11 protein-coding genes are annotated in these 15,402 nt (G+C 71.1%); 7 read left to right on the plus strand and 4 right to left on the minus strand.

Annotated features, from left to right (window positions below; genetic code table 11):
• Nucleotides 1–401: 401 nt before the first annotated feature.
• Nucleotides 402–3,665 (minus strand): AfsR/SARP family transcriptional regulator, encoded by a 3,264-nt coding sequence (locus tag ATL45_RS25280; protein WP_246025533.1) that lies wholly within the window; start codon nt 3,663–3,665, stop codon nt 402–404.
• 96 nt (nt 3,666–3,761) lie between these two features.
• Between ATL45_RS25280 and ATL45_RS25285 the strand changes: the two genes are divergently transcribed.
• From ATL45_RS25285 to ATL45_RS25300, 4 genes are all read left to right on the plus strand, one after another.
• Nucleotides 3,762–4,640: an NAD(P)-dependent oxidoreductase gene (locus ATL45_RS25285; RefSeq protein ID WP_093155550.1), complete on the plus strand. Its 879-nt coding sequence runs from the start codon at nt 3,762–3,764 to the stop codon at nt 4,638–4,640.
• Between the two features lie 111 nt (nt 4,641–4,751).
• On the plus strand, nt 4,752–5,708 hold the full coding sequence (locus ATL45_RS25290; RefSeq protein ID WP_093155551.1) for an NAD(P)-dependent oxidoreductase: 957 nt from the start codon (nt 4,752–4,754) through the stop codon (nt 5,706–5,708).
• Between the two features lie 18 nt (nt 5,709–5,726).
• Nucleotides 5,727–6,590, plus strand: a complete 864-nt coding sequence (locus ATL45_RS25295) for an NAD(P)-dependent oxidoreductase (protein WP_211841284.1) — start codon at nt 5,727–5,729, stop codon at nt 6,588–6,590.
• A gap of 29 nt (nt 6,591–6,619) precedes the next feature.
• Nucleotides 6,620–7,483 (plus strand): NAD(P)-dependent oxidoreductase, encoded by an 864-nt coding sequence (locus tag ATL45_RS25300; protein WP_093155718.1) that lies wholly within the window; start codon nt 6,620–6,622, stop codon nt 7,481–7,483.
• A gap of 59 nt (nt 7,484–7,542) precedes the next feature.
• Here ATL45_RS25300 and ATL45_RS25305 read toward each other — a convergent pair whose 3' ends face one another.
• Genes ATL45_RS25305 through ATL45_RS25315 form a run of 3 tightly spaced genes read right to left on the minus strand, consistent with a single transcriptional unit; the run spans nt 7,543 to nt 10,400 of the window.
• Nucleotides 7,543–8,442: a glycine betaine ABC transporter substrate-binding protein gene (locus tag ATL45_RS25305; protein WP_093155553.1), complete on the minus strand. Its 900-nt coding sequence runs from the start codon at nt 8,440–8,442 to the stop codon at nt 7,543–7,545.
• Nucleotides 8,443–8,479: 37 nt separating this feature from the next.
• The gene (locus ATL45_RS25310) at nt 8,480–9,367 is read right to left on the minus strand and encodes an ABC transporter permease (protein WP_093155555.1); all 888 of its coding nucleotides are present in this window, start codon (nt 9,365–9,367) and stop codon (nt 8,480–8,482) included.
• Entirely contained in the window at nt 9,360–10,400 is a 1,041-nt protein-coding gene (locus ATL45_RS25315) for a quaternary amine ABC transporter ATP-binding protein (RefSeq protein ID WP_439332465.1), read from the minus strand. Before ATL45_RS25315 ends, ATL45_RS25310 begins: the two co-directional genes overlap by 8 nt.
• Before the next feature lie 406 nt (nt 10,401–10,806).
• Between ATL45_RS25315 and mshC the strand changes: the two genes are divergently transcribed.
• The 3 genes from mshC (at nt 10,807) to ATL45_RS25330 (ending at nt 15,387) form a co-directional block, all read left to right on the plus strand.
• A complete protein-coding gene (gene mshC, locus ATL45_RS25320; RefSeq protein WP_093155558.1) occupies nt 10,807–12,042 on the plus strand; it encodes a cysteine--1-D-myo-inosityl 2-amino-2-deoxy-alpha-D-glucopyranoside ligase in 1,236 nt (411 codons plus the stop codon).
• A gap of 129 nt (nt 12,043–12,171) precedes the next feature.
• Nucleotides 12,172–13,401, plus strand: coding sequence for a styrene monooxygenase/indole monooxygenase family protein (locus tag ATL45_RS25325; RefSeq protein ID WP_093155559.1), 1,230 nt, complete (start codon nt 12,172–12,174; stop codon nt 13,399–13,401).
• A 168-nt stretch (nt 13,402–13,569) separates the two neighbouring features.
• Nucleotides 13,570–15,387, plus strand: a complete 1,818-nt coding sequence (locus tag ATL45_RS25330; RefSeq protein WP_246025535.1) for a C69 family dipeptidase — start codon at nt 13,570–13,572, stop codon at nt 15,385–15,387.
• Nucleotides 15,388–15,402: the final 15 nt, after the last annotated feature.

The raw sequence follows: 15,402 nt of genomic DNA on the forward strand, positions 1-15,402 counted from the left end.
GGGGCTTCCGCGATTTCAATGGAAATCAGGTCTTCGACTTCAATGGAAGTTGCACGACCCGTCGGTGTGTCGTTCTCCCGACACGCCGACGGACTCCGCGATTTCAATTGAAGTTTTTCCGTCCTCGTTCTGGGTGGCGGTGCGGGTGGCGGAACCTCAGACGCCGTCTGGTCTCCGGGATCCCGTTCTGATGTATGTCCGATACACGGCGAACGGGCTGTCCTCGCCAGACGACGTCTGAGAACCCGCGGCGGTGCAAGTGCCGTAGGTGGGTTATGCGCCTGCGGCGCATGCGACACCTTCCGCGCGGTGCCGGTCAGGCCTCGCGGCTACCGCTCCGGAACAAGATGAAAAACGCTCAACGGAAATCGGACGTCTGATTTCCATTGAAATCGCGTCCCCTAAGAGGGACTTGACAGGGGTTCCGGGGTCGTCAGGACGTCGAGGTCGGTGGGGAAGTGGTCCGCGCCGCGGGAGAAGGCGAGAGCGAATTCGGTTTCGGTGAGCCGTTTCCGGACTTCGGCGGTGATCCGGTTGAGATCGCCGCGCTCCGCTTCGGGCAGCGGCGTGCCCGCTGAGGCTCGCGCCGCTTCGGCCGCGCCGAGCAGGCGGGCCGCTCGTTCCGGTGCGGTCGCGGCCTCGGCGCCTGCCAGGCCTTCGAAGGTCAGCGCGATCGAGCGGGGATCGCCGACCCTGCGGGCGATGCGATAGGCCGACATGTGGTGCTCGCGCGCTGCGGCGAGGTCTCCGCGCAGTTCGGCGAGGAAGCCGAGTTCGGCCAGGATCAGCGTGTTGCCCGGCTCGAACTCCACTCGGCGGTGCCATTCCAGCACCCGGTAGAGGTGCTGCTCGGCCTCGTCGAAGCGGCCTTCGCGGCGCGCGCCCAGCGCCAGCCCCGTTTCGGCGTACATCTCGGCCGGGGTGAAGCCGCGCTCGGCCGCCAGCCGCATCGCGCGCCCGTGCAGCTCGCGCGCCCTCGGGTAGTCGTGCCTGAGCAGCGCCACCCGGCCGAGCCAAGAGGTCTGGTAGGCCACTTCGGCCCACAACCCGATGCTTTCCGCACCGCGCAGGGCTTCGGTGTGGTGGCGCTCGGCGCTGGTGTAGTCGCCGGTGATCCCGGCGAGCATGCCCAGCGCGTAGGACGCCTGCGCCAGCCCCCAGCGATCACCGGTGGTGCGGAACAGCTCGGCACTGCGCTCGGCCGCGGCCAGAGCAGCGGCGAGATCACCGCGGGTCATCAGGTGCGTCGAGTGATCGCTCAGGGCCGCGGCCAGGCCCCAGCGGTCCTGCAGCGCGGTGAACTCCTCGACCACCTCGTTGACGGTCGCCTCCGCCGTGCCCAGATCGGCGACCGTGTACTGGGCGTGGGCGAGGAACCAGCGGGCGCGGGCGCGCTTGGCCCGATCGGTGATGCCCCGCCACGCCTCGACGTCCTCCACCTGCTCACCGGTCAGCAACGCGATCGCCGCGTACCACGCGGCGGCTTCAGTTCCGCCTCTCCGCGATTCGCAGTGGTGGTTGAGTTCGGGGGCGATCTCGCGTTCGGCGGTTTCTTGTGGCTGGGCTGCGTCACGGTCCTCTGAGGTGCCGTTGAGCAGTACTGGACGTTTCTCCGCCCGATCATCCGCTCCCGAGGTGGCCAGTGCGGCTGCGAGTGACTGCCGGGCCTCGGTGAGCCTGCCACGCAGGAACCAGTACCAGGTCAGCGCCGTGACCAGCCGCAACGCCACTTCGGGCGAGGCGTCGTCGAGCACCGCGCGCAGGTTGGCTGCTTCGGCGTCCAGCAGTTCGAGCCACCGCCGCTGCTCCGGGCCGCGCAGCTGGGCCTCGGCGCGCTCGGCGAAGTCTGCGTAGTGCTCGTTGCGCCGCTGCCGCACGGTGTCGTGCTCGCCGGCTTCGCGCAGCTGCTCCAAGCAGTAGGCGGCGACGGTGTCCAGCAGCCGGTAGCGGTGCTCGCCGGTCCGGCTCTCCGCGACGACCACCAGCGATCGGTCCACCAGCCGCGACAGCAGGTCCAGCACCTCGGCCGGTCGGACGCCGTCGCCGGAGCACACCGCCTCGGCCGTGGCCAGCGTGCAGCCGTCGCGGTGAATCGCCAAGCGGCGCAACACGATCCGCTCCGCGGTCGGCAGCAGCTGCCAGCTCCAGTCGATCACCGCGTGCAGGGTCCGCTGGCGCTCCGGCGCATCGCGGTGGCCGGAGTTCAGCAGCGCGAACCGGTCGTCCAACCTGGACTCCAGCGTTCGCGCGCCGAGGGCCCGGATCCGGGTGGCGGCCAGCTCCAGCGCCAGCGGGATGCCGTCGAGCCGCCGGCAGATCGCCGCCACCGAGGCGGAGTTGTCGGCGGTGATGTCGAAGCCCGGCGAGGTGGCGGCGGCGCGGGCGGCGAACAGCCGCGCCGCGGCCGAGGCGCGGACCTCGCCGAGCTCGGCGCCGGTCTCGGGCACGGCGAGCGGCGGTACCGGCAGCACGGTCTCGCCCGCGATGCCCAGCGCTTCCCGGCTGGTGGCGAGGATCCGCAGCCCCGGCAGCAGCCGCAGCAGCCGCGCGGCCATCGACGCGGCGGAATTGATCACGTGCTCGCAGTTGTCGAGCACCAGCAGGATCTCCTTGGCGCGCAAGGCCTCCGCGATCGGGTCGGCCGAGGACATCGCCGCTTCCTGCACCTCCAGCGAGGCGAGCACGGCGTGCTCCAGCGAGCAGGTGACGTCCTCACCGGGCTCGATCCCGGCCAGCTCCACCAGCCGCACGCCGTCCCGGAACACCGCCCCGCGAGCCGATTCGATCGCCAGGCGCGTCTTGCCCACACCGCCCGGCCCGGTCAGCGTGACCAGCCGCGACGAACCCAGCAGCGCCAGCACCTCCGCGCTCTCGCCGTCCCGCCCGACCAGGTCGGTCACCGGCACGGGCAGGTTGTGCGGGACGGCGGCCGGGGCGGCCAGCGAGGTGTCCTGGGTCAGGATCGCCTGCTGGAGCTCGACCAGCTCCGGACTCGGGTCGATGCCCAGCTCGTCGGCCAGCCGCTCGCGCAGCTCGGCCAGCCCGGCCAGCGCCTCGCTCTGCCGCCCAGCGCGGTACAGGGCCCGCACGTGCAGCGCCCGCAGCCGTTCGCGCAGCGGGTTCGCGGCCACGAGTTCGCCGAGCTCACCGGCGAGAGCGGCGTGCTCGCCCAGCTCCAGCCGGGCCTCGGCGAACTCCTCCAGCGCGTCGAGGTGCTCCTCGGCCAACCGCTGGCGGGCGGCCTGGACGAACTGCTCGTCGGCGAAGTCGGCGAACGCCGGCCCCCGCCACAGCGCCAGCGCATCGTCCAGCAGCGCCCGGCGCGCCCCCGGCGCTGCCGTCGCCCGGGCCTGCGCGACCAGGCGGCGGAACCGGTGCGCGTCGACGGCGTCCGGGTCGGCCACCAGCGCGTATCCGGCGGAGCGGTAGGTCACCAGCTCGCGGCCGATGGCCCTGCGCAGCTGGGAGACCTTGGTCTGCAGCGTGTTGGCCGGGTTGCCGGGCGGTTCGGTGCCCCACAGGTGGTCGACCAGGCGATCGGCCGACACCGGGCCGTCGTGCGCGAGCAGCGCCACGAGCAGGGCGCGGACCTTCGCCTCGGGAACCACGACGGGTTCGCCATCGGCGGTCCACACCCCCAGCGGGCCGAGCACTCCGAAACGCACGGTCCAAGCCTAGTCCGCGCGCCCGACACCCCCAGCCGGTCGTGCGCGGACCGTGCGCGGCCCCCAGCAGGGTGGATACCAGCGGAAGGAGAACCGATGAACCAGAAAGCCGTGAGCGTCCTCGGACTCGGCGACATGGGTACCGCGCTGGCGGACGCACTGCTCGCGGCGGGCCACCGGGTGACGGTCTGGAACCGCACGGCGGCCAAGGCCGAGCCGTTGGTGGCCAAGGGCGCGTCCCGCGCGGAGACCGCGGCCGATGCGATCGTGGCCAGCCAGTTGGTCGTCATCTGCCTGCTCGACTACGACTCAGTCGGTCAGGTGCTGGCCCCGCACACCGATGTGCTGGCCGGGCGCACCCTGGTCAACCTCACCAACGGAACACCGGCTCAGGCCCGCGAGATGGCCACCTGGGCCACCGAGCACGGTGCCGACTACCTGGACGGCGGCATCATGGCCGTTCCGCCCTCGATCGCCACTCCGGCGGCGTTCGTGCTCTACAGCGGCCCGAGCGGAGCTTTCGACACCGCGCGGCCGGTGCTGGACGCCTTCGGCGAGAGCCACTACCTCGGTGCGGACCCGGGACTCGCCCCGCTGCACGACATCGCCCTGCTCAACAGCATGTACGGGATGTTCGGCGGCGTCCTGCACGCCTACGCGCTGGTCCGCTCGGCGGGCGGGTCCGCGGCGGAGTTCGCCCCGATGGCCCGCCGGTACGTCGAGACGATGGGCGCCTACGCGGAGGCGATGGCCGCGCGGATCGACGCCGGCGACTACGCCGACGACGTGACCTCGAACCTCGCCATGCAGACCACCGCGTACGCCAACTTCCTCACCGCCGCGGAGGAAGCGGGGATCAGCACCGAGCTGATCACCCCGATCTACTCGCTGCTGCAGCGCCGGGTCGCCGACGGCCACGGCCACGAGGACACCGCGAGCCTCGTCGAGCTGCTCGGGACGCCGCGAGCCGGCTGATCGACGGCACTCGCAAACCTGCGCAGGGGCCGGGATCTCCGGCCGGTCGGCTCCACCGTTCTGGTAGCCGGAGTCCTCTGTGGACTCCTGGATCGGGCGCAGCGGTGCGCGGTGGAGCTCGAACCCGGCCGGAAAGGACGAGGTGGCCGGTGGAAATCCGCCCGCCGGCCACCTCGGACGCTCTGGACGAAAGGAACTGGGATGAACGGCAGGACGGTGAGCGTCGTCGGTCTCGGCGACATGGGAACGGCGCTGGCGGAGGCACTGCTCGCGGCGGGCCACCGCGTGACGGTGTGGAACCGCACGGCGGCGAAGGCCGAGCGGTTGGTGGCCAAGGGAGCATCTCGTGCGGAGTCCGCCGCCGATGCGATCGTGGCCAGCCAGCTGGTCGTGGTCTGCCTGCTCGACTACGACTCGGTGAGCCAGGTGCTCGGCCCGCACACCGATGTGCTGGCCGGGCGCACGCTGGTCAACCTGACCAACGGCACTCCCGGTCAGGCCCGCGAGATGGCCACCTGGGCGGCCGATCACGGTGCCGACTACCTCGATGGCGGCATCATGGCCGTCCCGCCGATGATCGCGACGCCCGAGGCGTTCGTGCTCTACAGCGGCCCGAGCGGAACCTTCGAGACCTGGCAGCCGGTGCTCGACGCCTTCGGCGAAAGCCGTTACCTCGGTGACGACGCGGGTGCTGCGGCGCTGCAGGACCTCGCTCTGCTCGCCGGTATGTACGGGGTGATCGCGGGTTCGCTGCACGCGCTCTCCCTGGTCCGCTCGACCGGTGGTTCGACGCGGGAGTTCGCCCCGCTGCTGAGCAAGTGGTTGCAGGGCGTGGTCACCTGGCCCCTCGCGGCGGCCGAGCAGATCGACGCCGGTGACTACGGCAAGGACGTCGTCTCCAACCTCGGCATGCAGGCCGCCGGGTTCGCCAACCACTTCATCGCGGCGGAGGAGCAGGGCATCAGCGCCGAACTGCTGCTGCCGGTGTACCAGCTGATGCAGCGCCGGGTGGCCGACGGCCACGGCCACGAAGACCTCGTCGGCGTCATCGAACTGCTCAAGCGCTGAAAAGTACTGGAGAACAACGTGAAACAGCCTGTCGTCCTGATCGGCCTGGGGCCGATGGGTCAGGCCATGGTCAACGTCCTGCTCGACGCCGGTCATCCCGTGACGGTGTGGAACCGGACCGCGAGCCGGGCCGATGACGTGGTCGCGCGCGGTGCCGTCCGAGCCGCCACCCCGGCGGAAGCGGTGGCGGCCGGCGAGCTGGTGCTGCTGAGCCTGACCGACTACGCGGCGATGTACGAGATCCTCGGCCCGGTGCCGGATCTGACCGGCAAGGTGGTCGTCAACCTCAGCTCGGACACCCCGGACGTGTCCCGCGAGGCGGCGCGCTGGATCGAGCAGCGCGGCGGGAAGTTCCTCACCGGCGGCGTGCTGGCCTCCGCCGAGCTCGTCGGCGCGGAACCGGCCAAGGTGTTCTACAGCGGCCCGGCGGAACTCCTGGAAGCCCACGAGCAGACGCTGCGGCTGATCGGCGAGCCGCACCACGTGGGCGCCGACCACGGACTGGCCCAGCTGTACTACCTGGCGCACATCGACCTGTTCCTGGTCAGCCTGGCGGCGTACCTGCACGCCACCGCGCTGGTCGGCTCGGCAGGCGTGTCCGCCCAGGAGTTCCTGCCCTGGGCGGTGGACAACCTCACCACCAACCCGCTGGTGCTCCCGGCGGCCGCGGCGCAGATCGACGGCGGCGAGCACCCCGGAGACCTGGGCACCGCCCGGATGATGGCCGCCAGCGCCGACCACCTCCTGGAAGCCAGTCGAGCGGTGGGCATCGACGCCGAACTGCCGAAGGCGATCAAGGCGCACTACGACCGCGCCATCGCCGCCGGCCGGGGCGGCGAGAGCTGGACCGCACTCATCGACGTCATCCGCGACCCGCGGTGACATCCGAACGAAATCCCTTGGAGAACGACATGAAGCAGCCTGTCACCCTGATCGGACTCGGACCGATGGGCAGGTCGATGGTCCACGCCCTGCTGGACGCCGGGCACCCGGTGACGGTGTGGAACCGGACCGCGAGCCGGGCCGACGACGTGGTCGCGCGCGGTGCTGTCCGCGCAGCCACTCCGGCCGAGGCGGTCCGCGCCGCCGACCTGGTCGTCCTCAGCTTGACGGACTACGCGGCGATGTACGACATCCTGGGCCGGGTCGAGGATCTGACCGGCAAGGTCGTCGTCAACCTCAGCTCGGACAGCCCGGAGGTGACCCGCGAAGCGGCGAAGTGGGCCGAGCAGCGCGGTGCCCGGTTCCTGACCGGCGGCGTCATGGTGCCCGCGCCGATGATCGGCACCGAGGCGTCCTACGTCTACTACAGCGGGCCGAAGGACCTCTTCGACGCGCACGAGAAGACGCTGGGAATCATCGGGAAAGCCCACCACATGGGTACCGACCCCGGCCTGGCGCAGCTGTTCTACCAGGCCAACCTGGACGTCTTCCTGACCGCGCTGTCGGCCTTCCTGCACGGTTCGGCGCTGCTCGGCTCGGCCGGGGTTCCCGCGAAGGACTTCGCACCGTGGGCGGCGCAGGTGCTCCAGCTCGTGATCCATTTCCTGCCGCAAGCCGCTGAGCAGGTCGACTCCGACAACCACCCCGGCGACCTGAGCACGGTCACGATGATGGGCGCGACCGCCGACCACGTCCTGGCGGCCAGCGAGGAAGCGGGCGTCGACCTGGACCTGCCCCGCGCGATCAAGGCGCACTACGACCGGGCCATCGCCGCGGGCAAGGGCGGGGACAACTGGACCCGCCTGATCGACGGCATCCGCAACCCGGCCTAGGCGCGGAGGCCGTGAGTGCTTCGGGGCGCCCCGAAGCACTCACGGCCGTTCTCACCCGGTCACGGACCGGCGAAGGTGTTGATCACCTCCGGGTGGGCGTCGGCCCACTTCTTGGCCGCCTGCTGCTCGTGGCCCTTCTGGGCGCTGTTGATCTCGTTCTCCAGGGAGGCCAGCTGGTCGTCGGTCAGCCTGAACTTCTTGATCATCTCGGTGACCTCGGGGAAGTCCTGGGCGAAGCCGGCGCGGCCGACGGCGTGCAGCTGCTCGGCCTGGCCCATCGCGCCCCTCGGGTCCTGCAGGTCCTTGAGCGGGTAGCGGGCGTAGGCCCAGTGCGGGTGCCAGAGGGTGACCACGATCGGCTTCTGCTCCTTGGTCGCCTTGTCCAGCGAAGCGAGCATCGCCGTGGTCGAGGAGGTCTGCAGGGTGTACTCGCCACCGAGGCCGTAGGCCGGGATCGCGCTGTCCTTGGTGGTGCGGCTCAGCCCGGCGCCCGGGTCGATGCCGGTGATCACGCCGCCGAACTCCGCGCCCCGGCCCTTGAGGTCCTCGATCGAGTTGACGGCGGTCAGGTACTGGGGCACCGCGATGTTCAGCGTGCCCTGGTCGTACCAGACGCCGAGGTCCTCCAGCTGCGGGCCGTACTGCTTCCAGTAGTCGGCGTGGGTCTGCGGCAGCCAGGCGTCCAGGAAGAGGTCCGGGTTGCCCTGGGCGAGCCCGGCGTAGATCGGGCCGACCTCCAGCTCGGTGGCGTTGACGGCGTAGCCCTTGCGCTCCAGGAGCTCCTTGTAGAGGTAGGTGACCGCGATGTCCTCGTCCCAGGCGATGTAGCCGATGTTGATCGTCTTCGACTCCTGCCCGGTCGGCGCCTCGCGGCCGCCGCACCCGGCGGCGACCAGGACCAGCGCGGCCAGTGCGGCGAGCAGTGCGGCGAATCTCCGCGATCTCCTGCTGGACAACATTGCTACCTGCCTTTCCGCGGCGGCTGGCGGACCGGGCTCAGCCGGTCCTGGCCGCTTTGCGCTCCGCCCGCGCGACCGGCGAGCGGTCCGAGAGCACGGCGGTGATCCGGTCCAGGTAGACCGCCAGGATCACCACCGCCAGTCCGGCCTCGAAGCCCTGGGCGAGCTGGACCCTGGTGACCGCCTCGTAGATGTTCGAGCCGAGGCCGGGCGCGCCGACCATGCCCGCGATGACCACCATCGACAGCGCCAGCATGATCACCTGGTTGACCCCGGCCATGATCGACGGCATGGCCAGCGGCAGCTGGATGCCGGTGAGGATCTTGCGCGGCGGCGAGCCGAACGCCTCGCCCGCCTCGACGACCTCGGCGTCCACCTGCCGGATGCCCAGCTCGGTGAGCCGCACACCCGGTGGCAGCGCGAAGATCACGGTGGCCACCACGCCCGGCACCTCGCCGATGTTGAAGAACACGATCACCGGGACGAGGTAGACGAAGGCGGGCATGGTCTGCATCAGGTCCAGCACCGGCCGCAGCACCGCGCTGACCTTGCCGCTGCGCGCCATCAGCACGCCCAGCGGGATGCCGATCGCGATGGCGATGGCGGTGGCCACCAGCACCAGCGACAGGGTCTGCATCGCCGACTCGAACTCCTGCACGCTCGCGACCAGCCCGAACCCGATCAGGCTGAACAGGCCGAACCGCCAGCTGCGCAGCCACCACCCGAGCGCGGCGAAAACCAGCACCATGGCCGGCGGCGGCAGGGCGGTCAGCGCCTGGGACAGCCCGCCGACCGCCGAGCGCAGCACCAGGTCGATGAAGTCGAAGACCGGGCCGATGTTGTCGTTGAGCCAGTCCACCACCGCCTCGAACCAGCTGCCGACCGGGATCCGCGGCAGCTCGTACTGGGTGAGTGCGTCACGCATCGGAGACCTCCTCGGCCGTCTCGGGCTCGCTGCTCAGCGCTTCGAAGATCGCGGCCGGTGTCACCGCGCCGAGCAGGCGCTGCCGCCCGTCGACCACCGGCACCGGGTCCGGGCGGGCGCCGAGCCGCAGGAACAGCTCCCTCAGCGGCGTGCCCGCGGCCACGGGTTCGGCGTCCGCGGGTGCGGTGACCTGCGGGTCCGCCAGCGCTGCGGCGGTGAGCACGCGGCTGCGGTCGACGTCGTGGACGAACTCGGCGACGTAGGAGTCGGCCGGTTCGCGCAGGATCTCCTCGGCGGTGCCGATCTGCACGATCCGCCCGGCGCGCATCATCGCGATCCGGTCGCCCAGCCGCATCGCCTCGTCGAGGTCGTGGGTGATGAAGATGACCGTCTTGCCCAGCTGGGCGTTGAGGTCGAGCAGCTGGTCCTGCATCTCGCGCTTGATCAGCGGGTCCAGCGCGCTGAAGGCCTCGTCCATCAGCAGGACGTCGGTCTGCGCCGCCAGGGCGCGCGCCAGCCCGACGCGCTGGCGCATCCCGCCGGAGAGCTGCTGCGGGTAGCGGTCGCCCCAGCCCTCCAGACCGACCAGGTTCAGCGCCTCGGTGGCCTTCTCGACGAGTTCGTCCTTGCCCGCGCCGCGGATCCGCAGCCCGTAACCGGCGTTGTCCAGCACGGTCCGGTGCGGGAAGAGCGCGAAGTGCTGGAAGACCATGCTCATCTTCTCCTGGCGCATCGCGCGCAGCGCCTTGCGCGACATCGCGGTGACGTCCTCGCCGTCGACGAGCACCCGGCCGGCGGTCGGCGTGAGCAGGCCGTTGAGCATCCGGATCAGGGTCGACTTGCCGGAGCCGGACAGGCCCATGACGACGAACGTCTCGCCCTCCGCCACCTCGAACGACGCGTCCACCACCGCCGCGGTGCCACCGGCCGCCTTGATCTCGTCAGGGCCGGCGCCGCGCTCGATGCGGCGGACCAGCTCCGCCGGCTGCGGCCCGAAGATCTTGTGGAGCCGCTCCACGCGTACCGAAGTCACCGATCGCCTCCACCGCTCCGCCGGGCAGCGCATTCGGATCACGATGCCCGGATTCGCCTTCCGCTCCTTTCGCCGATCTCGTTCCGGGAAAAGCCGCGTTCGGCAGATCGGGCGAAGATCGGCGCTTCGCGGAGAAGAGGCTGTCACGCCTCTGACCAGGCGAGATGTGATGATCGTGCGTTTGGATATCCCCTTTTTCAGGGCTAATGATCCCACTTCAGTGGCGTTGTGGCCGAGTGGTGACTACAAAGGATCTCGCCTTGCCGGAACAGGCGATTCCGCTGTTCTCGCCGGGGCGTTCTCGCGGGCCTGGCGGCGTTCGGACCGGCCCCGGCTCCCACGATGTGATACTGGCTATCCCCCGGATGGCGGCGTCCACCCGAGGCGGACGTTTAAGGTCGAGTGCATGCAACCCTGGTCATCGGTTCCCGTGCCTCGAGTGCCGGGCACGCCACGTCCGCTGCGCCTCTTCGACACCTCGGCAGGTGAGGTCAAGCCCACCGAGCCCGGTGCGGTCGCGCGGATGTACGTGTGCGGCATCACGCCGTACGACGCCACCCACCTCGGTCACGCCGCCACCTACCTGGCGTTCGACCTGGTCCACCGGGTGTGGCTGGACAACGGTCACCAGGTGCACTACGTGCAGAACGTCACCGACATCGACGACCCGCTGCTGGAGCGCGCCGAGCGCGACCACGAGGACTGGGTGGTGCTCGCGATGCGAGAGACCGCGCTGTTCCGCGAGGACATGGAGGCGCTGCGGGTGGTGCCGCCCGCGGACTTCGTCGGCGCGGTCGAGTCCATCCCGGAGATCGTCGAGGCGGTCGGCAAGCTGCTGGCCTCCGGCGCGGCCTACCGGCTCGACGACGAGCACCCGGACATCTACTTCCGCCACCGGGCCAGCGGCCAGTTCGGCTACGAGTCGAACTACGACGACGAGACCATGAGCGCCTTCTTCGCCGAGCGCGGCGGCGACCCGGACCGGGCGGGCAAGGAGCACCCGCTGGACGCGCTGCTGTGGCGGGCCGCCCGCGACGGCGAGCCGTCGTGGGAGTCCGAGCTGGGGCCGGGCCGGCCGGGCTGGCACCTGGAGTGCTCGGTCATCGCGCTCAACCGGCTGGGCCTGGGCTTCGACGTGCAGGGCGGCGGTTCGGACCTGATCTTCCCGCACCACGAGTTCAGCGCCGCGCACGCCGAGTCGCTGACCGGTGAGTTCCCGTTCGCCAAGCACTACGTGCACGCCGGGATGATCGGGCTGGACGGCGAGAAGATGTCCAAGTCCAAGGGCAACCTGGTGTTCGTCTCCCGCCTGCGCGGCGACCGGGTGGACCCGATGGCCATCCGGCTGGCGCTGCTGGACGGCCACTACCGCACCGACCGCTCGTGGACGGCCGACGCGCTGACCGCGGGCGCGGCGCGGCTGGCTCGCTGGCGCCAGGCCGTCGCCCTGGAGTCGGGCCCGGCGGCCGAAGCCGCGGTCGCCGAACTGCGCGACCGGCTCTCCGACGACCTCGACACCCAGCAGGCGCTGCGGGCGATCGACGCGTGGGCGGAGGAGGCGCTGACGACCGGCGGCTCCGACGCCGAAGCGCCGCAGCTGATCCGCACGGCCGTCGACGCCCTGCTCGGCGTCGAGCTCTGAGAGGCTGTCCGGCGAACTCGTTCTGCGTGGCGGTGCGGGTGGCGGACTTGAATCCGGTGGAGGGGCGTCGGTTCCGGCGCCCCTCCGGCACGCTCGCGGCATCGGTGCGCGGGAGAGGGCAGGCGGGAAATGCGGAAGGTCCTGATCGTCGGAGCGGGTCAGGCCGGGTTGCAGCTGGCGCTCGGTCTGCAGGCCGAGCAGTACGAGGTGACCTTGGTCTCCGGGCGCACGCCCGAGCAGATCCGCGGTGGCCGGGTGATGTCCACGCAGGCCATGTTCGGCACCGCGCTGGCCGGTGAGCGGGCCCGCGGGCTGAACTTCTGGGACGCCGAAGCGCCGCCGATCACCGGTCTGCGCAAGGTCGTCGAGAAGGCGGGGGAGGGGCGGGTGCTGGACTGGCGGGGCCGGTTCTCCCGGCCCGCGCAGTCGGTGGACCAGCGGGTGAAGATGGCCCGCTGGCTGGAGCTGTTCGCCGAGCGCGGCGGTGCCGTCGAGTACCGCGGCATCACCGCATCCGAGCTGGACGTGCTGGCTCAGCGCCACGACCTGGCGGTGGTGGCGACGGGCGCGGGCGAGCTGGGCCGCATCTTCGAGCGCGACGCGCAGCACTCGCCGTTCACCGCGCCGCAGCGGGCGTTGGCGGTCGCTTACGTGCGCGGAGCCGCTCCGTCGCCGGACGTGCCCGACACCGGCCTGCTCCGGGCGAGTTCGATGCCCGGCGTCGGCGACATCTACGTCATCCCCGGCTACACCTTCGGCGGGGCGTGCGATGTCCTGCTGTACGAGGGGATTCCGGGCGGCCCGATGGACTGCTGGTCGGATCGCCCGGGCGCGGACGAGCAGTGGGCGCGGATGCTGGAGCTGATGCGCGAGCACCTGCCGTGGGAGCACGCGCGGTTCGCCGGTGCCGAGCTGACCGACGAGCGCGCCACCCTGACCGGTGGTGTGACCCCGGTGGTGCGCAAGCCGGTCGCCGAACTCCCGTCGGGCGCGGTGGTGCTGGGCATGGGCGATGCGGTGGTGGCCAACGACCCGATCACCGGGCAGGGCGCCAACGTCGCGAGCCGGTGCGCCGAGTCCTATGCGGACAGCATCGTGGCGCGCGGTGAGCAGGCGTTCGACCGTGCCTGGATGCAGCAGAGCTTCGACCGGTTCTGGGAGCACGCGCGGCACGTGGTGACGTGGACGAACACCTCGCTGCGACCCGCTCAGCCGCACGTGCAGCGGATCGTGGCCGCGGCGGCGCGGCACCCGGAGATCCGCGACCGCTTCGCCGACGGCTTCGACGACCCGGCTGACTTCCGGACCTGGTTGCTCGACCCGGAAGGCGCCGAGGAGTACCTCCGCAGCTTCGGCTGAGCGGGCGCGGAGAGGTCAGCGGAACCCCGTTCGTGAGCCGCGAAAACGCAGTTCGGAGGGCTGATCGTCGGGCGCTCGGCGGCCGGTGATTGAGCCGGGTGGCCTGTACTATCTCACCCGATTGGGTTAGGAAGGGACGCGTTGATCACCGGAACGTAGGAGGCTCACGTGTCCCGATTCCGACATCGATGCACTGCGCTCGGCCTGGCGGCGGCGGTCGTGGTCCTCGCCGCGCCCGCCGCGGTGGCGACGCCGCCCGTCGCGCCGCCGGTCCAGCAGGCCCGCCCGATGCCGGACAAGAGCATCGCCTTCTACGTCGGCAAGAACCGCACCGAGCACGGCGCGACGCTGCTCGGCGGGTTCGGCCACGAGCCGTCCAGCCACTGGCTGGAGATCGTGCCGCGCCAGCAGCACGAACCGGGCTCGACCATCACCGTGGGCGCCACCGAGGAGGCGGACCTGCCCGGTCGGCTCACGCAGATCCCGCAGGTGCCGGAGACCGCGAAGTACATCACCTCCAACTACTCGGAGTTCGCCGGTTTCCCCGCGCCGCTGACCAACGGCGGCCTCAACGAGTTCCAGGTGGCGGCGCGCGACGTCTGGTCGGACTCGCGGCCCGAGCTGGTCGAGATGACGCCGCCCGGCCAGACCGGGCCCCACTACAGCGACCTGTCGCGCATCGCGATGGAGCGGGCGCACAGCGCGCGCGAGGCCGTCGAGATCCTCGGCGAGCTGATCGACGAGCACGGGTACACCACTTACGGCGGCAACTCGCACCTGTTCGCCGACGCCGACGAGGGCTGGGTGTTCATCGAGTTCGCCGGCGGCAAGGGGCTGTGGGCCGCCGAGCGGCTCGGACCGGACGACGTGCGGGTGTCCTACCCCGGCTACATCGGCGATTTCCCGCTGGACTACCAGGACAACCCGGACTACGCGGGCTCGCCGAACCTGATCGACTTCGCCGTCGAGCAGGGCTGGTGGGATCCGGCGAGCGGCAAGCCCTTCAACCTCCAGCAGGTCTACGGCACGCCGTTCCCCGGCCACCCCGGCAAGTCGTCCCCGGACGACGAGGCGCCGTGGCGGCACCCGCCGACGCTGGAGGAGGAGCTGTGGAAGCTGGGCGATGTGTCGCTGGTGGACATGCAGCGCATGGTCCGCGATCCGCGCTGGTCCGACGACCGCTCCGGCTACGGCCAGGTCGCCGAGCTGAAGCCCGACCTGCCGCACCCCGATCTGGCCACCCTGTGGGTGGCGAACACGGCCGCCGTCACCGCGCCCTACATCCCTTTCCACATCGGCGCCGAGACCGTCCCGCCGGAGTACAGCCAGCACCGCTACCTGGCCTCCGGCGCGGCGGCGAACTACCTGAGCCCGGAGTACGCGGCCCAGGAGGCGACGCGCTCGGCGACGTACCTGTCGAAACGGCTCATGTACTACACCTGCGACCGGCCCGAGGTGTTCCTCACCGACGTCACGCAGGCGCTGGAGGGCTTCGAGGCCCGGATCATGGCCGAGATCGGCGAAACAGAGAGGAAAGCGGCCGAGGCCTACGCGGCCGGTGACGCGCAGCGGGCGCGAGCGCTGCTGACCGACTGGAGCAACGGCTGGGCCATGGAAGGCGTCGACCTCACCGAATACCTGGTGAACGACGTCGAAGCCCGCACCAAGGAGCGGTTCGGCATCCGCCGCCCGGCGGTGGAGCCGCCGCCCGGCGTGACGGCGAAGGCCGAGAGCCTGGACATGTCCCTGCCGGAGGGCTCGATCTCGGCCCGCGACCGAGTGCACTGCGACCTCGGCAACGGCTGGGCCGAAGGCTCCACAGTGGACCGCAAGGGGCAGGTCGGCGACCCGGACGCGGTCCCCGACTACCACGCCGCGGCCCGAACCGACAACTCCGTCCCCTGGCTTCCGATCGCCATCGCGGCCGCGGCCGGCCTGCTGATCGGAGCCGGTGCCGTCCTCCTCACCCGCCGCCGCGTCGGGTGATCCCTGCTCGGTGAA

Origin of the sequence: Saccharopolyspora antimicrobica, assembly GCF_003635025.1 — a bacterium.
GTDB lineage: Bacteria > Actinomycetota > Actinomycetes > Mycobacteriales > Pseudonocardiaceae > Saccharopolyspora > Saccharopolyspora antimicrobica.

Coding starts and splice junctions, on each gene's coding strand:
- ATL45_RS25310 (WP_093155555.1), bottom strand. CDS start 9,367: ATGCGTGACGCACTCACCCAGTACGAGCTGCCGCGGATCCCGGTCGGC.
- ATL45_RS25300 (WP_093155718.1), top strand. CDS start 6,620: ATGAAGCAGCCTGTCACCCTGATCGGACTCGGACCGATGGGCAGGTCG.
- mshC (WP_093155558.1), top strand. CDS start 10,807: ATGCAACCCTGGTCATCGGTTCCCGTGCCTCGAGTGCCGGGCACGCCA.
- ATL45_RS25325 (WP_093155559.1), top strand. CDS start 12,172: ATGCGGAAGGTCCTGATCGTCGGAGCGGGTCAGGCCGGGTTGCAGCTG.
- ATL45_RS25285 (WP_093155550.1), top strand. CDS start 3,762: ATGAACCAGAAAGCCGTGAGCGTCCTCGGACTCGGCGACATGGGTACC.
- ATL45_RS25305 (WP_093155553.1), bottom strand. CDS start 8,442: ATGTTGTCCAGCAGGAGATCGCGGAGATTCGCCGCACTGCTCGCCGCA.